This window comes from Nocardia amamiensis, from assembly GCF_015477605.1.
GTDB classification, from domain to species: domain Bacteria; phylum Actinomycetota; class Actinomycetes; order Mycobacteriales; family Mycobacteriaceae; genus Nocardia; species Nocardia amamiensis_A.
In genome coordinates this window covers 209,826-233,483 of sequence record NZ_JADLQX010000004.1, presented here as the reverse complement: position 1 = coordinate 233,483, position 23,658 = coordinate 209,826, and the positions used below count along the sequence as shown (strand labels likewise).

Sequence of the window (23,658 nt, the reverse complement as noted above, 5' to 3'; positions counted from 1 at the left end):
CATCGATGCCGGGGTCGCGAGAGGGCGGAGCAGTGTCGACGAATTCTGATGACGAGCGGGCGCTCGCGCCGGTTGGGCTCGATTTGGTCGCGCCCGAGCTGTACGCGCCGATGCTGCGCCGCCTCGCGCTGGCCGCATCGGGCATCGGACTCGGCGCCGCGCTGCTGGCGGCGACCGTGGTGAGCTGGCCGATCGCCGTCGCCATCGGCGTGGTCGTCGGCGCGCCGACCGTCTTGTACGCCATCGCGTTGCGGCGGCGGCGAATGTGGCTGGCGGGGACGATCATTCACGCCCGCAGGCTGTTCGGGGAACAGCAGGTGGAGATGTCGTCGGCGACGGGTGTCGAGGTGTTGGTGTTCCCGGCGCGGCTGAGCCGCATCGCCCTGCGGGTCACCGCCGGAGAGATCTCGCAGGTGGTCCCGCTGGCGATGTACACCGACGCGGGCAGCGGCCGGGAGCTGCATCTGCTCGGCCTGCGCAGGCTCGCAGACGCGCTCGCCGCCAGTCGATTGGCCGCGGCGGTCGCCGTTTCCGCCATGCTGGTGCATCAATTGCAGGCCGAGGCGCGCGATGCCGGTCTGGAGGAGCGGCCGCTGTATCGGGCTGTGCAGCTGGCACGGGCCAAGGACATGGTGTCGCCGATCGTTCTCACCGACACCGAGGTCGCCGCGCTCGCCTGACCCGCGGGCAGCGGCCCAGGCTTCACCGAGCGCGGCCGACCCGATCCGCGGGCACGGCGCCGGTGTGTCCCGAGACGCTATCCGACCGTCCAGGTTTCCGGCCCGGTGAGTAGGGACTGGAGCGATTCCGAATCGATCGGTTTTCTTTCCCGTGCGGCCTCGATCTGGTAACGGACGGAGTCGTCGTAGGTCGGCCGCGAGACGCTGCGGAAGACGCCGGTCACGACATGGTCGAGCCCCTGGTCGGACAGCCGCGACAGCGCGTAGGCGTATTCCGGGCTGTCGGCGTACATGTCGTGCACCACGATGTCGGACTCCGCGACACTGTCGGTACGAACTACCTTCAGTCCGAAGCCGCTTCGGACGACCGCGAATTCACCCTCCGCGCCGAACCGGATGGGTTCCCCGTGCCGCAGCGGGATGAGGTGATCCGCGGCGTTCTCCCGGCGCAGGACGTCGAACGAGCCGTCGTTGAAGATCGGGCAGTCCTGCAGGATCTCCACGAACGACGTGCCGCGATGCTCGGCGGCGGCGCGCAGCACCTCGGTGAGGCCCGCACGATCGGAATCCAGGGCACGGGCGGCGAAGGTCGCTTCCGCGCCCAGCGCGACCGACAAAGTGTTGAACGGGTGGTCCACCGAACCCATCGGAGTGGACTTGGTGATCTTGCCTTGCTCCGAGGTCGGGGAGTACTGGCCCTTGGTCAGGCCATAGATCCGGTTGTTGAACAGCAGGATCGTCATGTTCACATTGCGGCGCAACGCGTGGATGAGATGGTTGCCCCCGATGGACAGCGCGTCGCCGTCACCGGTCACCACCCAGACCGACAGATCGGGACGGCTGACCGCAAGGCCGGTCGCGATCGCGGGAGCCCGACCGTGGATCGAGTGGATGCCGTAGGCCTCCAAGTAGTACGGGAAGCGGCTGGAGCAGCCGATCCCGGAGACGAACATCAGGTTCTCCCGGCGCAATCCGAGTTCGGCGAGGAACCCGCGCACCGTTGCCAGGATCACGTAGTCGCCGCAGCCGGGGCACCAGCGGACCTCCTGGTCGGAGGTGAAGTCCTTCACCTTCTGCGGTGCGTCCGCGGACGGCACCCCGGATACCCCGGTCAGTCCCAGGTCCGTGCCGACGAGCGAGGTTTCCACGATGGTCATGCGTTACCCCCAACGGTGGTGCGGTCAGCGGCCGACTCGCCTGCGCTCGGCCCGGCGCCGGGCTGTGGACGGACGTCGTCCGGCAATGTCCGGTACGTGGCCCGCGCTCGCGCGGCGAAGACCTTGCTCTGTTCCATTTCCTCGATCGACCCGTCCAGCGCCGCGTCGATGACGCCGACCAGTTCCTGGGCGGAGAACGCGGTGCCCGCGACTTTCGTCCACGGCCGCACGTCCACCAGATACCTCGCGCGCAGCAGCATGGCCAGCTGGCCGCCGTTCATCTCCGGCGCCACCACGATGCGGTAACGGCGCAGGACCTCGTCCAGATTGGCCGGCAAGGGATTCAGATGTCGCAAGTGCGCTTGGGCGACCGGAACGCCGCGGCGGCGGGCGCGCCTGCAGGCCTCGCCGATCGGGCCGTAGGAGCTGCCCCAGCCGATCAGCAGCAGCTCGGCCGTGCCGTCGGGGTCGTCCACCTCGACATCCGGCACGGCGATGCCGTCGATCTTTGCCTGACGCAATCGCACCATGAGTTCGTGGTTGGCCGGATCGTAGGAGATGTTGCCGCTGCCGTCCGCCTTCTCGAGTCCGCCGATGCGGTGCGCGCGTCCCTTGGTGCCGGGCACCGCGAGCGGACGCGCCAGCGTGTCAGGGTCGCGGGTGTAGGGCTGGAACGGGTCGCCGTCGTCGCCCTCCGGCTCGAATGCCGGGTCGATCGGGTCCAGCTCCGCCACCCGGGGAATCGACCAGGGTTCCGAACCGTTGGCGATCGCGCCGTCGGACAGCAACAGCACCGGGGTGCGGTAGGTGAGGGCGATCCGTGCGGCGTCCACCGCGGCGGCGAAGCAGTCGGCGGGGGAGCGGGGGGCGACCACTGCCACCGGCGATTCGCCGTTGCGGCCGTAAAGGGCTTGCAGCAGGTCGGCCTGCTCGGTTTTGGTCGGCAGGCCGGTGGACGGGCCGCCCCGCTGCACGTCGATGACGACCAGTGGCAGCTCCGTCATCACCGCGAGGCCGACGGTCTCGCTCTTGAGCGCGAGGCCGGGCCCGGAGGTGCTGGTGACGCCCAGCGCGCCGCCGAGCGAAGCGCCCAGGGCCGCTCCGATCCCGGCGATCTCGTCCTCGGCCTGGAAGGTAGTGACGCCGAAGTTCTTGTGCTTGCTCAGCTCGTGCAGGATGTCGGAGGCCGGCGTGATGGGGTAGGTGCCGAGGAAGACGGGCAGCCCCGCTAGCTGACCGGCGGTGATCAAGCCGTAGGCGAGCGCGGTGTTGCCGGTGATCTGCCGGTAGGTGCCCGGCGGCAGCTTCGCCGGCGCGATCTCGTAGGTGGTGGCGAAGCTCTCGGTGGTCTCGCCGTAGTTCCACCCCGCGCGGAACGCCAGCACGTTGGCCTCGGCGATGTCCGGCTTCGTGGCGAATTTCTCCCGCATGAACTGCTCGGTTCCGCCGATCGGGCGCCCGTACATCCAGGACAGCAGGCCGAGGGCGAACATGTTCTTGGCGCGCTGGGCGTCCTTCTTGCCGACCCCGGTCGATTCGGTGGCGCCCAGGGTCAGCGACGTCATCGGGACCCGGTGGACCACGAAATCCGACAGAGTGTCGTCGGCCAGCGGGTCGGCGGCGTAACCCACCTTGGCGAGGGTGCGCTTGGTGAACTCGTCGGTGTTGACGATGACGGTGGCGCCGCGCGGAAGGTCCTCCAGATTCGCCTTGAGCGCGGCGGGGTTCATCGCGACCAGCACGTCGGGCTGGTCGCCCGCGGTGAGAATGTCGTAGTCGGCGATCTGGATCTGGAACGACGAGACGCCGGGCAGGGTGCCCTGCGGGGCTCTGATCTCGGCCGGGAAGCTGGGCTGAGTGGCCAGGTCGTTGCCGAAGGCGGCGGCCTCGTGGGTGAAGCGATCGCCGGTCAGCTGCATTCCGTCGCCGGAGTCTCCGGCGAACCGAATGACGACCTTTTCCAATTTCGCTGTGCCGACATCATTTTGGTGTGAAACCATATGCCTGCTTCACTTCCTCGTCGCTGAGAGGTGCCATCGCCAAACTACTCCGTCCAATGCGGTGCGCGCCCGGCAAAGCGCGTGGACCCGCGAGATTTGCCGATGGCGGCGTCAGGCGAACAATGCCAGTTGTGGGTCGCTCGTGTCCGCGGTTTCGGGGAGTGTCTCCGGTTCGGGTTGGCTGCGCGGCGTCAAACCGTGCTCGGCCAGCAGTGGATCGACTCGTTCGCGCAGCCAGGCCGAGTATTCCGGCGTCACGTACGCGCCGCGGCCGTAGAGCTGACGGTAGCGGCGCAGCAGCGCCGGATGGTGCTCGGCCAGCCAGGACAGGAACCAGCCCCTGGTGCTGCCGCGCAGGTGCATCGGGAACGCGACGGCCGAGTTCGCACCGGCCTCGGCGATCGCGCCGAAAATGGCGTCCAGGTGCGCCCGGCTGTCGGTGAGACACGGGATGACCGGTGCGACGAGGACGTTGACCGCGAATCCCGCGTCGGTGAGGGCGCGCACCAAGTCCAGTCGCGCCCGCGGTGACGGCGTGCCCGATTCCAGGCTGCGATGCAGATCCTCGTCGAGGATCGCGATGGACACCGCGAGACTCACTCGCACCTCGCGGGCGGCCGAGGTGAGCAACGGCAGATCCCGCCGCAGCAATGTGCCCTTGGTGAGGATGGAGAACGGGGTGCCGGACTCGGTCAGCGCGCGAATGATGCCCGGCATCAACCGATACCGGCCCTCCGCGCGCTGATACGGATCGGTATTGGTGCCGAGCGCGACCGGTGCGCGCCGCCAGGACCGCCTGCCGAGTTCCTTGCGCAGCACCGCGGCGACGTTCGTCTTCACGACGATCTGCGTGTCGAAATCCCGGCCCGCGTCCAAGTCCAGGTACTCGTGCGTGCCGCGGGCGAAACAGTAGCGGCAGGCGTGCGAACAGCCGCGCATCGGATTGACCGTCCACTGGAACGGCAGATTCGAGGCCTCGGGCACCTTGTTCAGCGCGCTCTTGCACAGCACCTCATGGAACGTGATGCCCTCGAATTCGGGTGTCCGCACGGTGCGCACCAAACCTGCCCGGGACAGTCCGGGCAGGGCGCCGTCCTCGGCGTCCAGGGTTTGGCTTTGCCACCGCACCCCTTCAGTCGAACATGTGTTCTAAGGCCTGTCAAGCGATCCGCCGGGCGCCCGGCGGCGCGAGCCGAGCGGGGTCGGCGAAGAAGGCGACCAGGTCGCGAACGGTCTCATCGAGGGGGCGCGGCTGGTATCCGAGTTCGCGCGCGGCCTTGCCGTGGTCGACGATCGGCGCGGAGATCAGCGCGCCGAGCGCGGCCTTGGAGACGATGTCGGAGTCGAACAGCTTGCCGATCGGTGCCAGCACCGGGATGACGCCGGAGACGAGTTTGGCGGGGATGGCGAACTTGGGGCCCTTCTTGCCACCGTGTGCCGCGGCGACGCGGCACAGCTCGAGCATCGAGATCATCGATCCGCCCAGCAGATAGTTCTCGCCGGTGCGGCCGCGTTCACCGGCCAGGAGCAGGCCCTCGGCCACATCGCGCACGTCCACCAGGTCGAATCCGCCGCCGATCATGGCGGGCACCCGGCCCAGCGCCGCGTCCTTGAGCGTCCGGTTGATCCGGGACAGCGGCTTGCCGTGGTCCAGCGGGCCGAAGACGCCGGTGGGATTGCACAGCACCGCGTCCAGGCCCTGGTCGATCACCTTGCGCAGTTCCACCTCGCCCGCCCACTTCGAGCGGTCGTAGACCGGCAGGGCCGGGTCGGTCGACCGGGGAGCGCGCTCGTCGATCCGGCCGCCGCAGCTGTACTGGTCGAACGCGTGGATGGAGCTGGCGTGCACCATGCGGCGCGCACCGACGGCCAGTGCCGCCTCGGCGACAACGCGCACACCCTGGGTGTTCACCCGCCAGGCCAGGTCGTTCTTCTCGGCCAGGGTGATCACCGCGACCAGGTGGTAGACGACTTCGGCGCCGGCCAGCGCGGCGCGCATCGACGCCGGATCCAGCACATCGCCGCGCATCCAGGTGACGCCGGGCGCCGCGGCCTCGCCGGGAATCGCGCGATCGATGGCGGTGACCTGGTGACCGCGCTCGGTGAGGAGGCGGAGCAGGTTCGTGCCAAGGTAGCCGGCTGCGCCGGTCACTGCGACCTTCATGGCAGAGAGAATATAGAACTTGTTCTAATTTGCAACACGTTCCAATTCGGCGCCGGATGCCTTGTCCAGCGGCGCGTTCGGGCTCGAAACTTGCCGGTACCGTCCGCTATATTGAGCGCAACCGTAGCGGCCCTTGCCGATTCGGGCAGGGAGCGGGATCGGTCACAACAAACTTCATGACGTATGTTCACGACGATTTGGGGGGACAACTCGATGAGAGATCTCTCGGTAGAGACCGAGGCGGTCCGGGTGTTCGCCGCCACGAACGCCGGTATCGCCGGTGATCTGGCTCGGGCGGGCAATATCGACGCGGCGAACAACGTTGCCGCGCTGGTTCCGGTGTTCGGCCTGATCGGCGCGGACTACCTGGCGATGTTCGCCGCCGCACAGCTGTTGCAGGCCAAGGACATCAACGATCTGTCGGCCAAGTACGGCAAGCTCTCGGAGTCGGCGTTCAGCGCCGCGGCGGCCTTCGACGCCATGGACTGGGCCAATGCGAGCGCGCTCGGATCGAAGACGGGCGAGATCGGAGACGCGGTATGAGACCGCTCGACAGCGGCGTCATCGCGCCGGAGGAGCAGGCCGTCGCGCACGCGGCCGAACAGAATGTCGCCATCGGCCAGCAGACGGTGCTCGACGCCCTGCAGAATTCACCGGCTCCAGCGGTGCTCGACCTGCCGCTGCCGCAGCTGCCCGAGGACATGCCGCCGATCGAGCCACCCGCATTCGTGTTGTCGCGCAAGGTCTCCGAGGATCAGCAGACCCTCGGCGCGACTCCCGCCGGACTGCCGGGACTGAACGGAGTCCCAGGCGGCGAGGATCTGCCCGGCGTTCCGCACGAGGTGTCCGCCCTGCTCGGCGACGTGAACTCCGCGGCGGCGCCGGTGGTCCAAGCCGCGCTGCAGCACACCGACGGCGTGCTGAGCGGTGCCCTCGCCGACGCGCCGAGCGCGATCGCCACCGGGGTGACTCAGGTGAATCAGGCAGCGGCCGCGCTGCCGCCGCTGCCCGCCGATCCGGTCGCCGCCCTGATGCAGGGCGTCGCGCTGCCCGCGCTGCCCGGCGTGGACCTGCTGATGAAGCCGATCCTCGACCTGCTCGGCAGCTTCGGCACCGGCGTCATCGGCGCGCTCGATCCGACCGCGATCCTCAGCCAGTCCTCCAAGGTCATCGAGCTGGCCATGCAGGTGGGCCGGGGGAGCATCGCCACGGTCGAGCAGGTATGGCAGGGACAGGCCTCCCGTAACGCCCAGGCCGCGAGCCAGCAGGCCAACGTCGAGGGCCAAGAGACCGGTCAGCGCGGCATCGATATCTCCGAACTCACCCAGCGCGCCGCGGCGGTGGTGCAGCAGGGCAACGCGCAGCTGCTCGGCATCGCCTCGTCGTTCGCCACGCAGGCGACCGCGCTGGCCCCGGTCATCCTCACCCCGCCCGCGCAGGCGGCGCTGGTCGCGTCGGCCACCGAGCACTTGGGCCAGGCCGTCGGCGTGGTCAACGTCACCCGTGGTGATCTGGCGGGCAAGACCGCCGAGCTCAGCGGCATGGTGAACCAGCTGGTCGGGCCGGAGGCGCAGGAAGCCGCGCAGTCGCTGGCGCAGAACGTCGGCCAGCCGATCCTGGAGCAGGCGCAGTCGACCGCGTCCGACACCATGACGAAGGCGGCGGGCCTGGACTCTTCCGCGCCCGGCACGACGAGCCCCCTGACCACGCCCTCGTCGGTGCACAACACGCCGAGCCCGAGTACCAACCACGGTTCGCCCTCCGGATTGTTCGGCAGTCCCGGTCGGCCGGGAACCCCGGGCACGCCCTCGGTACCCAAGCCCACCGGCCTACCCGGCACGCCGGTTGCACCGATCCGCCCGGTCACCGGCATCCCCGGCACGCCGTTCGGTACCGGCACGCCCGGTACTACCCCGGCCGGAGCCAACAGTTTCATGGGCGGCCCCGCGGCCGCGGCGGGGCAACGGAACGACGACGAGGAACACTCGCGCACGGTGCAGCCGTACTCCAGCCCCACCGGCAACGACGATCTCACCGGTCCGCTCGGGGAGTCCACGCCGGACGTCATCGGTGCGACGCACTCCGACGAGATCATCAGCTCGGACTACGAACAGGATCAGTTCTAGCCGGGATTCGAGCTCGGCCCGGGCGGCAGTGGTCCGTTCGGGCCGGGCGCCGTCCGGTCCTCAGTTGTCCGGGACGAACGCGTCGAGCAGTGTTTTGTAGAGGTCGGCGAAGCGTCTGCGCGCGGCCTGCTGCTCGGCGCCCAGCCCGTCGGTCGCCTCGGGCGCGTACACGACCAGGTGCACGTCCTGCCCCGCCGGCTGCGGCATGTAGTCGATGATCCGGCTGCTCTGGTCGACGGCTCTCGGTACACCGAGATCCACCGTGGCCAGAGCGGTGGTCTCGGCCACCGCGGCTTTCAGCGCATCGGGTGGGATGTGGCCCTCGATCCGCTTGGGCGGCGTCTCCGGGCGACGACCGGCGGCAACGGCGTCGGGACTGCTGACCGCCCGGCCGTCGGCGAAGATCTCCAGCTGCGGGCGTAGATCGGTCCGCGTCTGCCAGCCGTCCGGGATGGTGGTCAGGGTGAACAGGGCCAGTGGCGCCGCGATCGGCGGTAGGGCGCTGGGCCGGTCGGCGGCCGGGTCGGCCGCGGCCGTGCCCGAGGCCATCCCGAGGGTCAGCATCACAACCAGCAGAACGGCTTTCGTTCCTCGCATCGATCCCATCTTCCGGTGCTCTCCGTGGTTCGCCTGCGGCGCAGGTGAACTGCCGTCGATCATGACAGGCCCGCCCGCGGTGGGGACCGGCGCGCTGTGTCGTCGATCGAATCCGGTTTTACCGCAAGGCGGGCGGATTGTTCAGGTCCGGCGCCGAATAGGTGTCGCAGGCGCGGACCTGACCGGTCCGGTAGCCGGTGAGGAACCACTTCTGCCGCTGTTCGGAGGAGCCGTGCGTCCATGCTTCTGGATTCACCCTCCCCTGGGCCGCGCGCTGGATGCGGTCGTCGCCGACCGCCGCGGCCGCCGACAGGGCGTCCTGGACGTCCTTGTCCGACAGCGGACGTAAGAACGGCTGGTCGCTGCCGGGCGCGGGCAGTTCGTCCGCGAAATGCGCCCAGATGCCCGCGTAGCAGTCGGCCTGCAGTTCGGTGCGCACGGCACCGGACTGCGCGCCGCGCGGATCGCGTTGCGCGCGGCCGATGTCGCCCAGCTGATTCTGGATGTGATGGCCGAACTCGTGCGCCACTACGTACTCCTGCGCGAGCGGGCCGCCACTGGCACCGAAACGGTCCACCAGGTCTTGGAAGAAGCTGGTGTCGAAGTAAGCGGTCCGGTCGGCCGGGCAGTAGAACGGGCCCACCTCGCTGGTGGCATTGCCGCAGCCGGTGGAAACAGCGCCGGAGAACAGCACGACGTTCGGCTCCACATAGCGCTTGCCGGTCTGCTTCGGCAGCTCGGCCGACCACACGGCGTCCAGGCTCTGGGCCGTGAGCGCCACCCGGCAGTCGAGGTACTTGTTGGCGTCGGCGCCGGTCTTGCAGTGGCTCGGCGTGCCTGCGGTGCCCGGCTGCGTCTGGCTCTGATCCGGCGCGCCGGTGAAGTTGCCCAGGACGGAGCCGGGATCGCCGCCCAGCAGCAGGGTCAGCACCAGCACGATGAGTCCGCCCGCACCGCCGCCCAGCGCGAGCTTGCCGCCCATGCCCGGGCCCCCGCCGGACGAAACGCGATCCGGGTCGATCTGCATGCCCTCGTTGAAGGTCATCGTCGTCGCTCCTGTGTCGGATTTGCCGCGACTGCGTCGCGGCGTATTCGCGGCCCCGGGAAGGCCCGCGTACCAGCGGCCGAGACTCGCATGCGCTTCGGCCACTCGGACGCGAGCCGGGCCGCGAACGGCGCTCGTTAGACTCGCGCCCGTGGTGGGCGGGTCGGTGTGGCGCGTGGCCGGTATCGAGCGCCGGGTGGACCCAGTCGGATACAGCTTGGCACGCGTGTGGCGATATCGGTTTCCACTCGGCGAATATGTCTCACTACGATGGACCCGCACCTGGTCACACCGCGCCGGTGCCGGAGTCGTCGAAAGGAATCCCGTGCTGCGCACCCACTTGGCCGGTTCGCTGCGAAGCGAGCATGCCGGTCTGACCGTCACTCTCACCGGCTGGGTGGCGCGGCGGCGTGACCACGGTGGGGTGATCTTCATCGATCTGCGCGACGCGTCCGGCGTGGCCCAAGCGGTGTTCCGCGAGGGCGCACCGGCCGAGCAGGCGCACCGGCTGCGCGCCGAGTACTGCGTGCGCGTCACCGGTACCGTGGAACCGCGGCCGAGCGGCAACGAGAACCCGGAGCTGCCGACCGGCACCATCGAGGTGAACGTCACCGAGCTCGAGGTGCTGAACGAGAGCGCCCCGCTGCCGTTCCAGCTGGACGAGCAGCCCGGCGAGGAGGCGCGCCTCAAGCATCGCTACCTGGACCTGCGCCGCGAGGCGCCGGCGCACGCCATCCGGTTGCGGTCGAAGGTCAACGCGGCCGCCCGCGAGGTGCTGGCCCGCCACGAGTTCGTCGAGGTCGAGACGCCCACGTTGACCCGCTCCACCCCGGAAGGCGCGCGCGATTTCCTGGTGCCCGCCCGTCTGCAGCCGGGGAACTTCTACGCGCTGCCGCAGAGCCCGCAGCTGTTCAAGCAGTTGCTCATGGTCGGCGGCATCGAACGGTACTACCAGATCGCGCGCTGCTACCGTGACGAGGACTTCCGTGCCGACCGTCAGCCGGAGTTCACCCAGCTCGACATCGAGATGAGTTTCGTGCGCCAGGAGGACGTGATCCTGCTGGCCGAGGAGATCCTCGTCGCGCTGTGGAAGCTGGTCGGCTACGAGATCCCCACGCCGATCCCGCACATGACCTACGCCGAGGCCATGCGCCGCTTCGGTACCGACAAGCCCGACCTGCGTTTCGGTGTCGAGATCACCGAGTGCACCGAGTTCTTCAAGGACACGCCGTTCCGGGTGTTCCAGGCGCCGTACGTCGGCGCGGTCGTCATGCCCGGCGGCGCGAGCCAGCCGCGGCGCCAGCTCGACGCCTGGCAGGAGTGGGCCAAGCAGCGCGGCGCCAAGGGTCTGGCCTACGTCCTGGTGAACGAAGACGGCACGCTGGGCGGTCCGGTCGCCAAGAACCTCAGCGACGCCGAACGTGATGGCCTGGCCAAGCACGTCGGCGCGGTGCCGGGCGACTGTGTGTTCTTCGCGGCCGGCGCCGTCAAGGCGCAGCGTGCGCTGCTCGGCGCGGCGCGTGTCGAGATCGCCCGCAAGGTCGGGCTGATCGACGAGGACGCCTGGTCGTTCGTGTGGATCGTGGACGCGCCGCTGTTCGAGCCGACCGCCGAGGCGACCGCGAGCGGCGATGTGGCCGTGGGTCATTCCGCGTGGACCGCGGTGCACCACGCGTTCACCTCGCCGAAGCCGGAGTCGTTGGACACCTTCGACGTCGAGCCGGACTCCGCGCTCGCCTATGCCTACGACATCGTCTGCAACGGCAACGAAATCGGTGGCGGCTCGATCCGTATCCACCGACGTGACGTGCAGGAACGTGTTTTCAAGGTGATGGGCATCAGCCACGAGGAGGCGCAGGAGAAGTTCGGCTTCCTGCTGGACGCCTTCGCCTTCGGAGCGCCGCCGCACGGCGGCATCGCGTTCGGCTGGGACCGGGTCACCGCGCTGCTGGCAGGGGAGGACTCGATCCGCGACGTCATCGCGTTCCCGAAGACCGGCGGCGGCGTCGACCCGTTGACCGACGCGCCCGCGCCGATCACCGAGCTGCAGCGCAAGGAAGCGGGCCTCGACGTCAAGCCGGGCCAGCAGAAGGACTAAGGGAAGCGGATTCGCCTTTTGTCACAGTGACATTGGGGGCTGGAAGGGATGCGCTCACCGGTCGAACAGTGAGCGCGTCCGGTTCACAGCGCGGCGACCGTGCCGCCGGTGAGCGTGCGGTAGGCGTAGGTCACGGCGATGGTGGCGACCGGTCCGGCGATCAGCAGGCCGAGACCACACAGCAGCAGGCCGAGGAAGGTCACCACGAGCACCGCCAGCGCGAGTAGCAGGACCTGCCAGGCATTGGCGACGACCAGGCTGAAGCTGGACTTCAGCGCCTCGAACGGACCCTGATCCTGATCGACGACGAAGTGCAGCGAGAACATGCACAGCCAGCCGGCGATCAGGCCGGGGATCAGGCAGATCGCGGAGCCGACAAAGGTCAGCAGGAACGCCAGCAGCGCGGTGAGCAATACATTGCCCGCGTTCACGAAACGGAAGTACGCGCCGAATGGAGGCGGGGTGCCGTCGGCTTCGTACAGCGCGCCGCGCACCATGGCCGATTGCAGCAACCACACCGCGGCCATGACCGCCAAGAAGATGAGCAGCAGCGGAAGCATCGTCGTCGGGTCGGTGAGTTGCACGACGAGCAGGAACCCCAGATAGACGACCACGCCCACCGCGGTCACCCCGACCCACGGTCCCGGGTTGGCCCGGAACTTCGCCCAGCCATAGCTGAGCGCCCGGCCGACGTCGAGGGTGCCGGGAGTAGAGGGAACCTGCTGGTAGCCGTAGACCGGTTGCTGCGCTGCCGCGGCTCCGGGCGTCCAGCCCGGCCCGGTGCCCTGTGGGCCGTAGCTGGGGTGCGGCGCGCCCACCGGCGGCGGCGGTTCCAGCGGTTCGGTGCCGTATTGTGCGGCGCCGGGGCCCTCGAACTGCGGATATCCGGCCGAGCCCGCCATCTCGTGGCGGGCGTGGCCGGTGCCTGGTCCTTGTGCCTGGGGGTCGGCGCTCTCATGCTGCCCTGGCCGCGCCGCCAAGCGCTGGTCGTCGTCCGGGGGGTAGGGTGCGCCGCCAGCTGATTTCGGTGCGGGAGGCGGGGTTTCGGCCATGGGCAGACCTTTCCACTCAACTGGTTTGCGATGTGGCGCAGGGCAGTTGACGATGAGAAAACCCGACGGGTGTACGGGTGTCAAGCGACCGGCCTTCGCCCTCCGACCTTGCCGAAGACACGCCGAGCGACGCGGAAAGGTTGTGTAACCGCTCGCTAGAAGTGACCCGATGCGAGTACTTTGAGAGGCGATGACCGCACTATTGGCCGAACGCGCCGCCGAAGTCGTGTCCGCAGCGCAACAGTTGCTCACAAAGCGAATGGGTGCTCCGGTAAAGCTGAGCGATCCGATCGAACTCAGCGGTAGTGGTAGAACGACAGTCCTACGTGTGCGGGTAGCGGAGAACGCCTTCTCGTTGCCGCGAACCCTGATCGTCAAGCAGGTCCGCGGGTCCGCTCAGGAGCGCCGTACCGGCGGCTTGGCGCCCGGCGTCGCCAGCATCGACTCCGCGTTTCTCCGCGAGGCCGTGTCGTATCAGTTCACCACCGCGCTGAGCCGGGAACAGCGCCCAGGGGCGTACCTGGTCGCCCACAGTCTTCCCGACCGGTTGCTGATCCTCAGCGACCTGGGTGAGAACTCCCTGCTCACCGCCGTGCTGCAGTCCGGAGCCGAGCCGGCCGCCCGCAACGCCTTGATGGCGTTCGCGCAGGCTCTGGGCCGGATGCACGCCGCCACGGTCGGCCGCGAGGCGGACTTCGTCGCCCTGCTGCGCCGGGTCGAGGTGGTGCACCGGGTGGACGGCATCGCGCAGCAGGCCGAGACGGCGATCGCCGAGGTGCCCGGCATGCTGCAGCGCGAACTGGGCATCGAGGTGCCCGGGGAGATCGCCGAGCGGATCGTGCGCGGCAATCGCCTGTACTCCGCGGGGCGCTTCCGCGCGTTCAGCCCGTCGGACCTGTGCCCGGACAACGTGATCTTGAACGAGGAGGGCGCTCGCTTCCTCGACTACGAGTGGGGCGGGTTCCGCGACGCCACCCTGGTCGTCGCCTACGCGCTGGTGTCCTTCCCCGGCTGCCTGTGTGATGTCGAACTCTCCCGCGAGCGCGCCAGGCAGATGGTGGAGGCATGGCGCGCCGAGGTGGTGGGCGTGTGGCCCGCGCTGGCCGACGACGACCTGCTCGCCGAGCGCATCCTCGAAGCCCGGCTGATCTGGGTATGGCTGTCCACCTACTGGTTCCTGCCCGCCGATCACGCGCGCATCGCGGCGGCCAGGGAGCACGGGCTGTCGGTGCCGCGCTCGGCGGCCCTGATCAACCGCTGGGCCGCGCTCGCCGAGGACGCCAGGTGCACGGGCGACGACATCGTCGGCGACTTTGCCGAGGACGTCTCCGCGAGGCTGGAAGAGCGCTGGTCGGAGTAGGTCTCCGGAGCCGTGCGGCACTCGCCGCAATGGCGAGGCCCGCGGTCGTCGAGGCGCGGGCTGCCCGTCAGATGAGCGGGATCTGCCGCGGCTCGATCCGGCCGCCGGAGCGGACGGCGAACGATGCGCCATGGCGCACAGCGGAATTCGGGTCGGCCACGTTCAGCAGGTAGTACCAGTCCATCTGCGCGTGGTCCGCGGTGACCTCCAGCACGCCGTAGCCGTGCGAATCCAGTTCGGCATAGCGCAGATGGTGGTTGACCGACTTGATCGATTCGGCGACCGGCGCGGTGTTCGCCCGCACCATGTCGCCGATGCTGGTCGAGGTCACCGACGGCACGACGAACTCGGCGCCCGCCGTGGCGCCACCCGGATAGTTCGCCGCGTCGACGGGCAGGTCCGCCGCCCACGAGGAATGGATGTCGCCGGTGAGGAATACCACGTCGGAGATCTGCTGCTCCACGATCGCCCCGAACAGGCGGGCGCGATCAGCGGTGTAGCCGTCCCACTGGTCGCCGTTCGGTGACAGTCCGGACTGCGGGATCCCCATAGTGCTGGTGATCGCCGCCGTGGTGGCCGGTTCCAGCGGCGGGAAGACCAGTGGGGCGATCATCACCGAGTTCCCGACCAGCTTCCACCGCACCGGCGCCGAGGCCAGGCCCGCGGTCAGCCACTCCATCTGCGCTTTGCCGGTGAGTGTGCGCGCCGGGTTGTCGGCTTCCCGCCAGCTCGCTCCCGGCTTCGCCTCCTGGTCGCGATAGCTGCGCAAATCCAGCATCGCGAGTTCGGCCAGGGTGCCGAAGCGCAGCCTGCGGTACATCCGCACCTGCGCACCGGAACCGGCGGCGCGGACCGGCATCCATTCCAGGTAGGCCTGCACCGACGCGGCTCGCCGGTCCGCCCAGCTGCCCTCGGTCCCGGGGTTGTGGTTGTTCGCGCCGCCGGACCAGGAGTTGTCCGCCGACTCGTGGTCGTCCCAGGTGCAGACGAACGGCAGTGCCGCGTGCAGGTCGAGCAGATCGGGATCGGTCTTGTACTGCGCATGACGGATGCGGTAATCGGCCAATCTGACGATTTCGTCGGCCGGTTCGTGCGGTCGCACCGCGCCGTTGCGGCCGCCGTACTTGCCGTGGCCGTACTCGTAGATGTAGTCGCCCAGGTGCACGATCGCGTCCAAGTCGGAACGCGCGGCCAGATGACGGTAGGCGCCGAAGTATCCGGCTTCCCAGTTCGAGCACGAGACCACACCGAACCGGAGGCGCTCGGGGGAATCCGCGGCGGCGGGCGCGGTCTTCGTGCGGCCGACCGGCGAGGTATCGCCGAGCGCGCTGAAGCGGTAGAAGTACTCGGCCCCCGGCGCGAGACCCGAGACGTCGATCTTGACGGTGTGATCGGAGTCCGCGGTCGCCGTCACGGTGCCGGAGGCGGTGACCGAAGCGAACCCCTCGTCCGCGGCGATCTCCCAGCGCACGTTCGCCGGGGCGCCGAGGCCGGAGCCGGGCGTCGCGGCGTCGGAGACGGTGACGCGGGTCCAGATGATCATGCCGTCGGGGAGCGGATCGCCCGAGGCCACGCCGTGCCGGAACACCGGTGTCTCCGCGCCCGCGCGTCCGGCGCCGAACACCGCCGTGGCGGTGGCTGCCGCGGCACCACCTCGCAGGAGGGTTCGGCGAGCGAAACCCCGGAGGGACGCGGGATTTGAAACGTGCACGTTTTCGGTCACGGGTGTTGATCACATCCGAAGGACCGGCGAGACGCAACTCGGCCCGGCGGGAGGGGCCGGACCCGCACGGCTGCTCGAGCCGCCATGCTGCCCAGGAAGGGCATGCGGTGCTGTCGGTGTGGCTCGGTAACGTAAGTCTCGTGAGCGAGCGGCAGCGAGTGAACCGAGGAAACGGTGCGCATTCGCGCACGACGGAGCCGAGCGCCAGCGAGGCGCGGTCGTGAGCGATGGCTTGTTCGATGTGCCCGGGGGCGCGGCGCCTCCGGAGCGCTCGATCGACACGGTGGTGCGCAGGGACGCGGGTGCGCCGCTGGCGGTCCGCATGCGTCCCGCCACGCTGGAGGAAGTGGTCGGGCAGCAGCATCTGCTCGGTCCCGGCTCTCCGCTGCGCAGGCTGATCGAGGGCTCCGGCGCGGCGTCGGTGCTGCTGTACGGCCCGCCCGGCACCGGGAAAACCACCCTCGCCGCGCTCATTTCTCAGGCGACCGGCCGTCGTTTCGAGGCGCTGTCGGCACTCTCGGCCGGCGTCAAGGAGGTGCGCGCGGTCATCGATATGGCGCGTCGCAGGTTGTCTGCGGGCGAGCAGACCGTGCTGTTCATCGATGAGGTGCACCGTTTCTCCAAGACCCAGCAGGACGCACTGCTCGCCGCGGTGGAGAACCGGATCGTCCTGCTGGTCGGCGCGACCACGGAGAATCCGGCGTTCTCGGTGGTGTCGCCGCTGCTGTCCCGCTCGTTGGTGCTGCAGCTGCGCTCGCTCACCGAAGCCGATATCCGCGTGGTGCTCACCCGCGCGATCGCCGACCCGCGCGGGCTCGACGGCGGGTACAGCGTCACCGACGCCGCCCTCGACCACATCGTCCGGGTCGCGGGCGGCGATGCCCGGCGGGCGCTGACCGCGCTGGAAGCCTCCGCCGAATCCTCGCTCGACGGCACCGTCGACGTGGACCTGGTCGAGGCCAGCGTGGACAAGGCCGCGGTGCGCTACGACCGGGCCGGCGACCAGCATTACGACGTGATCAGCGCGTTCATCAAGTCCATCCGCGGCTCGGATGTCGATGCCGCGCTGCACTACCTCGCCAGGATGCTGAGCGCGGGCGAGGACCCGCGCTTCATCGCGCGCAGGCTGATGATCCACGCCAGCGAGGACATCGGCATGGCCGATCCGATGGCGCTGCAGACGGCCACCGCCGCCGCGCAGGTGGTGCAGATGGTCGGGCTGCCCGAGGGCCGGCTCGCGCTGGCTCAGGCGACGATCCACCTGGCGACCGCGCCGAAGTCCGGTGCCGTCGTCGCCGCGATCGGCGCCGCCATGGCCGATGTCGCGGCGGGGAAGGCGGGCACGGTCCCGCCACACCTGCGCGATGGCCACTACCCGGGCGCGGCCGCACTGGGCAACGCGCAGGGCTACCGATACCCGCACGACGACGAGGACGGCGTGCTGCCCCAGCAGTACCCGCCCGACGAACTGGTCGGCGTCGACTACTACCAGCCGACCGACCACGGCCATGAACGCGAGATCGGGCCACGCGTAGCGAAACTCCGCCGAATCGTCCGGAATACCCGAGACCTCTGAGGTCGCGTGTTAACCAGTACCTTCGGTATCGGTTCGGCAAGACGCCCGGCTTGCCCGATCCGGTCGGGGTCTCCTTCGACACCGAGCTGTCGGAGCGCCGACCGGTCCTAGCGGCGCGGCGACGCCGGTCGATGAATATTCGGGTGCACGGCACCGGTAGGCTGGATATCTGTGCAGACCCACGAGATCCGACGGCGTTTTCTGGACCATTTCCTCCGTGCCGGCCATACCGAGGTGCCGAGTGCCTCGCTGATCCTGGCCGACCCGAACCTGCTGTTCGTCAACGCAGGCATGGTCCAGTTCAAGCCGTACTTCCTGGGTCAGGAGGCGCCGCCCTACCCGCGGGCGACCAGCGTGCAGAAATGCGTGCGCACCGGCGACATCGAAGAGGTCGGCGTCACGACGCGGCACAACACGTTCTTCCAGATGGCGGGAAACTTCTCCTTCGGTGACTACTTCAAGGAGGGGGCGATCACCCTCGCCTGGGAGCTGATCTCCAAACCGCAGGACGAAGGCGGTTACGGATTCGATCCCGAGCGCATCTGGGTGACCGTGTACCAGGACGACCCGGAGGCGGCCGAGATCTGGAAGCGGGTCGCCGGCATTCCCGAGGAACGCATCCAGTTCCGCGACGGCAAAGACAACTACTGGGACATGGGCGTGCCAGGCCCGGGCGGTCCCTGCTCGGAGATCTACTACGACCGCGGACCCGAGCACGGCCGTGACGGCGGCCCGGTCGCCGACGAGGACCGCTACCTCGAGATCTGGAATCTCGTCTTCATGCAGGACGTCCGCGGCGAGCTGAGCCCGAAGCTGGGTCACCCGCCAGTCGGGTCGCTGCCGAAGAAGAACATCGACACCGGCATGGGCGTGGAGCGGATCGCCTTGCTGCTGCAGGGCGTGGACAACGTCTACGAGACCGACCTGCTGCGCCCGATCATCGACAAGGCCGAGGAGCTGACCGGGCGCTCCTACGGCGTGCGGCACGAGGACGACGTTCGCTTCCGCGTGATCGCCGACCACGCCCGCAGCGCCGCCATGCTGATCTCCGACGGGGTCAATCCGGGCAACGACGGCCGCGGCTACGTGCTGCGCCGCCTGCTGCGCCGCATCGTGCGCTCGGCCCGGCTGCTCGGCGCCGAGAAGCCGGTGATGGGCGAGTTCATGAAGGTCGTGAGCGATCTCATGGCCCCCTCCTACCCGGAGCTGGCTACCGACTTCCGTCGCATCGAGACCGTCGCCGTGGGCGAGGAGACGGCGTTCCTCAAGACGCTGAACACCGGCTCCACCCTGTTCGACAACACCGCCGCCGCGGTGAAGGCCGAGGGCGGCACGAGGATCGCCGGGGCGGACGCGTTCACCCTGCACGACACCTACGGCTTCCCCCTCGATCTGACCCTGGAGATGGCCGCCGAGGCCGGACTGTCGGTCGACGAGGAGGGCTTCCGCTCGCTCATGGCCGAGCAGCGCCAGCGCGCCAAGGAGGACGCTCAGGCGCGCAAGCACGCGCACGCGGACCTCACCATCTACAAGGAGCTGGTCGACCGCGGCGCCACCGAGTTCACCGGTTTCGACGAGCTGACCTCCGAAGCCACCGTGCTGGCCTTGATCGCCGACGGCGTGCGGGTGCCGACCGCGACCGCGGGCCAGGACGTCGAGGTGATCCTGGACCGCAGCCCGCTCTACGCCGAGTCCGGCGGCCAGATCGCCGACCGCGGCAGCATCACCGCGTCCTCGGGCCTGAAGCTGCGGGTGAACGACGTGCAAAAGATCGCCAAGAAGCTGTGGGTGCACAAGACCAGGGTGGAACACGGTCAGATCACCGAGGGCGATGTCGTCCTCGCGCAGGCCGACCCGGCCTGGCGGAGCGGTGCCACGCAGGGCCATTCGGGCACGCACATGGTGCACGCCGCGCTGCGGCAAGTGCTCGGCCCGAACGCGGTGCAGGCGGGCTCGCTGAACAAGCCGGGCTACTTGCGCTTCGACTTCAACTGGCAGGGCCAGCTGTCCGAACAGCAGAAGGCCGACATCGAGGCCGTGTCCAACGACGCGGTCGGCGCCGACTTCCCGGTGAACACCTTCGTGACCGACCTGCCGAAGGCCAAGCAGATGGGCGCGCTCGCCCTCTTCGGCGAGAACTACGGCAACGAGGTCCGCGTGGTGGAGATCGGTGGCCCGTTCTCCATGGAGCTGTGCGGTGGCACGCACGTGCAGCATTCCTCGCAGATCGGCCCGATCACCGTCCTCGGTGAGTCGTCGGTCGGCTCCGGCGTGCGCCGTGTCGAGGCGTTCGTCGGCCTGGACTCCTACAAGTACCTGGCCAAGGAGCGTGCCCTGCTCGCCGGTGTCGCCTCCGCGCTGAAGGTGCCCTCGGAGGAGGTGCCCGGGCGCGTCGAGCAGCTGGTGGAGCGGCTCAAGGCGGCCGAGAAGGAGCTCGAGCGCACCAAGATGGCCGCGGTGCTCTCCTCGGCGGGCAAGTTCGCCGACGAGGCCGAGCGGATCGGTCGTCTGCTGCTGGTCGCCGTGGCCGCGCCGGAAGGCGTGCCCGCAGGGGATCTGCGGACGCTGGCCACCGATATCCGCGGCCGGTTCGGTAGTGAGCCCGCCGTGGTGGTGCTGCTCGGCAACACCGACGGCAAGGTGCCGTTCGTGGTCGCCGTGAACAAGCCCGCCCAGGAGTTCGGCATCAAGGCCGGGGACCTGGTCGGCAGCTTCGGCCCGAGCATCGCTGGACGGGGCGGCGGCAAGCCGGAGATGGCCCAGGGCGCCGGATCGGATCCCTCCGGCATTCCGGCGGGCCTGGCCGCGGTCCGCGCGCGGGTGGCCGAACTAGCCGGGTGATGGGCGACTCCGGAGAACCGCGGGGGTCGGCGTGCCGCGGCGCCGACCGTCCGCATCCCGCCACCGATCCCGGTCGAGGCAGACGGATCGGTGTCGACGTCGGCAGTGTCCGGATCGGGGTCGCGGCGTGCGATCCCGACGGCATTCTCGCCACGCCGGTGGAGACCGTGCCGCGGGCGAAGCAGCGGCACCGCGAGGCCCCCGCACCCGATATCGGAAGAATTGCCGAAATTGTGCGGGAGTATGAAGCCGTCGAGGTCATCGTGGGATTACCGCGAACATTGCGCGGGGAGAATGGCACTGCGGCTACGCTGGCCACCGCATTCGCTGAGCGATTGCGGGCTGCTGTCGCGCCGGTACCGGTCCGGCTTTCCGACGAACGTTTGACTACGGTGTCTGCTGCACGTGCATTGCGGGACAGTGGAGTTCGCGCGCGTGGCCAGCGGCAGGTGATCGATCAGGCGGCGGCCGTGTCGATCCTGCAAGGATGGTTGGACGAACGGAGTGCGGTGTTGAGGTCGGTGGAAACGGGACGTTCCGCGTCGTCCGGAGACGATGCATGACGGATCGGTGGGCGCGGGCCGAGGAACTGTTCCGACAGCGCGAAGCTGATCGGCGTTACCGCAGGGACGACCAGGCTTGGGCCGCGCACGAGGACGACACGTACGACGACTACGACGATTACGACGACGACACCGCTGTCATCCCGCGCTACGTGGATGACGACGACGAGCCACCCGCGCCGCCACCGCCCGCTCCGCGGCGCGGGGGCGGGCGCCCGAAGGCCGCTCGGCAGGAGACGTCGCGCCGCCCGAAGCGTGTCCAGCCGGAAGGTCCTACCCGCTCGCGGCGCGGCAGGCGTTCCCGCGCTGCCTCCCGCAAGGCCGTCCAGCGCAAGCGACGGCGCAGGAGCCTATGGATGGTCACCGGCGTCTTCGTGCTCCTGTTCGCCGGCGCCGCGATCTTCGCGGGGATGAAGCTCGTCGACAGCCTCGGCGCCCCGGACGACTACGCGGGCCCGGCCGGACCGCTGGTGGTGGTGCAGGTGCATCCCGGCGACACCTCCCAGCAGATCGCGGCGACCATGGTCGAGCGTGGTGTGGTCGCGAGCACGGGCGCGTTCTATGAAGCGGCCGTGCGCAATTCGAGCATGAACACGGTGCAGCCCGGCTTCTACGCCATACCCAGCCGCAGCCCCGCGGCGGAGGCAGTGTCCGCCTTGGTCGGCAAGCAGTCGAGGGTCGGGAACTTGGTCGTCTCCGAGGGGCGGCTGCTGCACGACCAACACGACATGAGCACCGGTGGGCGGTACGACGGCATCTACCGCAAGATCGCGGAGGCCAGCTGCATCGGCACCGGCGCCGACCAGAAGTGCGTGACCTACGAACAGCTCGATGCCGCGGGCGCGAGTCTGGACCTGGCTGCGCTCGGGGTGCCCGCGTGGGCGACGCAGGGTGTCAAGGACTGCCCGGACCGGACGAGGCAGCTGGAAGGCCTCATCGCCGCGGGCACTTGGGATTTCGATCCGAGCGGGACGCCGGAGCAGATCTTGCGGCAATTGGTGTCCGCGAGCGCGGCGAGCTATGAATCCACCGGACTGCTGCAGTCCGGCGCCGACACGAAACTGACGCCGTATGAGACGCTGGTCGCCGCCTCACTGGTGGAACGTGAGGCGAAACCCGAGGACATGGGCAAGGTGGCGCGGGTGATCGTGAACCGGCTGCGGGTCGACCAGATGCTGCAGTTCGACTCGACGGTGAACTACACCCTGGATCGCACCGAGGTGGCGACGACCGACGCCGACCGCGCCCAGGAAACCGCCTGGAACACCTATGCGATGCGTGGCCTGCCCCAGACCCCGATCGCCGCACCGTCGTTGAACGCGTTGCGTGCCATGGAGAATCCGGAGCCGGGGCCGTGGCTGTACTTCGTGACCGTCGACAAGCAGGGCACCACCCTGTTCACCGACGACTATCAGGAGCATCTGCGCCTGATCGCACGGGCGCAGCGCAGCGGCATCCTCGATAGTTCCAGGGACAGCGGTGGCCGATAGTCGCAAGGCGGCGGTGCTCGGCAAGCCGATCGCGCACTCGCGATCGCCACAGCTGCACCTTGCCGCGTATCGGGCGCTCGGGCTGAACTGGAGCTACGAGCGCATCGAATGCTCGGCCGAGCAGCTGCCCGGGTTGGTCGACGGGCTCGGGCCGGAATGGGTCGGGCTCTCGGTGACCATGCCCGGCAAGGAAGCGGCACTGGCCCACGCGGATGAGCGCACCAATCGGGCCGTGCTGGTCGGATCGGCCAACACTTTGGTCCGCACCGACGCAGGCTGGCTGGCCGACTGCACCGACGTCGACGGTGTGCTGGGCGCGCTCCGCGGCGGTGGTGTCACCAGCGTGACCGAGGGCGTGGTGCTGGGCGCGGGCGGCACCGCGCGGCCCGCGCTGCTGGCCTTGTCGGAGCTGGGCGCGAAGTCGGTGACCGTGGTCGCGCGGGATGCCGGACGGGCACGCGGTGCGCTGGACCTTGCCGAGCGGCTGGGGATGACCGCGTCATTGACCGGATTCGATGCCGAGTCCCTCGCTGCGGTATGCGCAGCGGCAGGAGCCGTGGTGAGCACGATCCCCGCGGCGGCGGCCGCGGCCGTGGCGGCTCCGGTGGCAGCGGCCCCGGTGGTCCTCGACGCGATCTACAACCCGTGGCCGACACCGCTCGCCGAGGCCGTGGCGCGGGCCGGGCACACGGTGGTCAGCGGTCTGCAGATGCTGCTGAATCAGGCATACGGGCAGGTCGAGCTGTTCACCGGGCAGCCTGCGCCGCGCGCCGAGATGGCGGCTGCGCTGAACGAGGGGCATCGACCCGAAACCTGATACCAGATCTGTTCGTGGCGGCCGTGCTCTTCCGCTGACGTGACGGTCGTATTAGTCTGCTGTCCAATGTATTTCAACGATAGGGGGAGCGTTGTGTTCATTCGTATAGCGGTCGTCGCCGCGATGGCGATCGCCGCGTCTGCGTTCGTGTTCGGCGGACAGCCGGCGGCCAAAGCCGATGGCTGCGCATCAGCGCAGCCGACCTGGGGGTTCCACTGCGTGCCTTCGGCGTCGAACGTCTCGCTGGCAAGCTGCCTGAAGGACGCGCCGCTCTGGAATGATCGGGCGCAGTGCGTTCCGCGGAATGACGGTAGCGGCAGGTACGACCTTTGGGTTCCGTCCAACTGAGACACCCGGCTCCATAGGCGC

19 protein-coding genes are annotated in these 23,658 nt (G+C 69.2%); 11 read left to right on the top strand and 8 right to left on the bottom strand.

Features of this window, described 5'->3' with window-relative positions:
* The first annotated feature begins 32 nt into the window (after positions 1–32).
* Positions 33–680 (top strand): hypothetical protein, encoded by a 648-nt coding sequence (locus tag IU459_RS07615; protein WP_195128757.1) that lies wholly within the window; start codon positions 33–35, stop codon positions 678–680.
* A gap of 77 nt (positions 681–757) precedes the next feature.
* On the opposite strand, the gene IU459_RS07610 is transcribed toward IU459_RS07615, so the two are convergent.
* The 4 genes from IU459_RS07610 to IU459_RS07595 all read right to left on the bottom strand — a co-directional run bounded on the left by IU459_RS07610 (position 758) and on the right by IU459_RS07595 (position 6,001).
* Positions 758–1,837, bottom strand: a complete 1,080-nt coding sequence (locus tag IU459_RS07610; RefSeq protein ID WP_195128756.1) for a 2-oxoacid:ferredoxin oxidoreductase subunit beta — start codon at positions 1,835–1,837, stop codon at positions 758–760.
* Positions 1,834–3,837 carry a 2-oxoacid:acceptor oxidoreductase subunit alpha gene (locus IU459_RS07605; RefSeq protein WP_228837523.1) on the bottom strand — a complete coding sequence of 668 codons (2,004 nt, stop codon included), beginning with the start codon at positions 3,835–3,837 and terminating at the stop codon, positions 1,834–1,836. Before IU459_RS07605 ends, IU459_RS07610 begins: the two co-directional genes overlap by 4 nt.
* Positions 3,838–3,948: 111 nt before the next feature.
* Positions 3,949–4,965 (bottom strand): Rv2578c family radical SAM protein, encoded by a 1,017-nt coding sequence (locus IU459_RS07600; RefSeq protein WP_195128755.1) that lies wholly within the window; start codon positions 4,963–4,965, stop codon positions 3,949–3,951.
* Positions 4,966–4,996: 31 nt separating this feature from the next.
* On the bottom strand, positions 4,997–6,001 hold the full coding sequence (locus tag IU459_RS07595; RefSeq protein WP_195128754.1) for an NAD-dependent epimerase/dehydratase family protein: 1,005 nt from the start codon (positions 5,999–6,001) through the stop codon (positions 4,997–4,999).
* 213 nt (positions 6,002–6,214) lie between these two features.
* Between IU459_RS07595 and IU459_RS07590 the strand changes: the two genes are divergently transcribed.
* Entirely contained in the window at positions 6,215–6,544 is a 330-nt protein-coding gene (locus IU459_RS07590; RefSeq protein WP_067475314.1) for a type VII secretion target, read from the top strand.
* On the top strand, positions 6,541–8,127 hold the full coding sequence (locus IU459_RS07585; protein WP_195128753.1) for a hypothetical protein: 1,587 nt from the start codon (positions 6,541–6,543) through the stop codon (positions 8,125–8,127). Before IU459_RS07590 ends, IU459_RS07585 begins: the two co-directional genes overlap by 4 nt.
* Before the next feature lie 60 nt (positions 8,128–8,187).
* Here the strand turns inward: IU459_RS07585 and IU459_RS07580 are convergent, their stop codons facing one another.
* Complete coding sequence (locus IU459_RS07580; RefSeq protein ID WP_195128752.1) at positions 8,188–8,724, bottom strand: hypothetical protein; 537 nt, start codon at positions 8,722–8,724, stop codon at positions 8,188–8,190.
* Positions 8,725–8,842: 118 nt separating this feature from the next.
* Positions 8,843–9,769 (bottom strand): KPN_02809 family neutral zinc metallopeptidase, encoded by a 927-nt coding sequence (gene ypfJ, locus IU459_RS07575; RefSeq protein ID WP_195128751.1) that lies wholly within the window; start codon positions 9,767–9,769, stop codon positions 8,843–8,845.
* A 325-nt stretch (positions 9,770–10,094) separates the two neighbouring features.
* Between ypfJ and aspS the strand changes: the two genes are divergently transcribed.
* A complete protein-coding gene (aspS, locus tag IU459_RS07570; RefSeq protein ID WP_195128750.1) occupies positions 10,095–11,867 on the top strand; it encodes an aspartate--tRNA ligase in 1,773 nt (590 codons plus the stop codon).
* Positions 11,868–11,950: 83 nt separating this feature from the next.
* On the opposite strand, the gene IU459_RS07565 is transcribed toward aspS, so the two are convergent.
* Positions 11,951–12,919 (bottom strand): hypothetical protein, encoded by a 969-nt coding sequence (locus tag IU459_RS07565; RefSeq protein ID WP_195128749.1) that lies wholly within the window; start codon positions 12,917–12,919, stop codon positions 11,951–11,953.
* 190 nt (positions 12,920–13,109) lie between these two features.
* Here IU459_RS07565 and IU459_RS07560 point away from each other — a divergent pair, with 190 nt between their 5' ends.
* Positions 13,110–14,279: a kinase gene (locus IU459_RS07560; RefSeq protein WP_195128748.1), complete on the top strand. Its 1,170-nt coding sequence runs from the start codon at positions 13,110–13,112 to the stop codon at positions 14,277–14,279.
* 67 nt (positions 14,280–14,346) lie between these two features.
* On the opposite strand, the gene IU459_RS07555 is transcribed toward IU459_RS07560, so the two are convergent.
* Complete coding sequence (locus IU459_RS07555; protein WP_440446470.1) at positions 14,347–16,002, bottom strand: alkaline phosphatase D family protein; 1,656 nt, start codon at positions 16,000–16,002, stop codon at positions 14,347–14,349.
* A 220-nt stretch (positions 16,003–16,222) separates the two neighbouring features.
* Here IU459_RS07555 and IU459_RS07550 point away from each other — a divergent pair, with 220 nt between their 5' ends.
* The 6 genes from IU459_RS07550 (at position 16,223) to IU459_RS07525 (ending at position 23,637) form a co-directional block, all read left to right on the top strand.
* Positions 16,223–17,578 (top strand): replication-associated recombination protein A, encoded by a 1,356-nt coding sequence (locus IU459_RS07550; protein WP_195128747.1) that lies wholly within the window; start codon positions 16,223–16,225, stop codon positions 17,576–17,578.
* 171 nt (positions 17,579–17,749) lie between these two features.
* Positions 17,750–20,419, top strand: coding sequence for an alanine--tRNA ligase (gene alaS / locus IU459_RS07545; RefSeq protein ID WP_195128746.1), 2,670 nt, complete (start codon positions 17,750–17,752; stop codon positions 20,417–20,419).
* Complete coding sequence (gene ruvX, locus IU459_RS07540) at positions 20,419–20,982, top strand: Holliday junction resolvase RuvX (protein WP_195128745.1); 564 nt, start codon at positions 20,419–20,421, stop codon at positions 20,980–20,982. Before alaS ends, ruvX begins: the two co-directional genes overlap by 1 nt.
* Complete coding sequence (locus IU459_RS07535) at positions 20,979–22,472, top strand: endolytic transglycosylase MltG (protein WP_195128744.1); 1,494 nt, start codon at positions 20,979–20,981, stop codon at positions 22,470–22,472. Before ruvX ends, IU459_RS07535 begins: the two co-directional genes overlap by 4 nt.
* Positions 22,462–23,289, top strand: a complete 828-nt coding sequence (locus tag IU459_RS07530; protein WP_195128743.1) for a shikimate dehydrogenase — start codon at positions 22,462–22,464, stop codon at positions 23,287–23,289. Before IU459_RS07535 ends, IU459_RS07530 begins: the two co-directional genes overlap by 11 nt.
* Positions 23,290–23,355: 66 nt before the next feature.
* A complete protein-coding gene (locus tag IU459_RS07525; protein WP_228837522.1) occupies positions 23,356–23,637 on the top strand; it encodes a hypothetical protein in 282 nt (93 codons plus the stop codon).
* Positions 23,638–23,658: the final 21 nt, after the last annotated feature.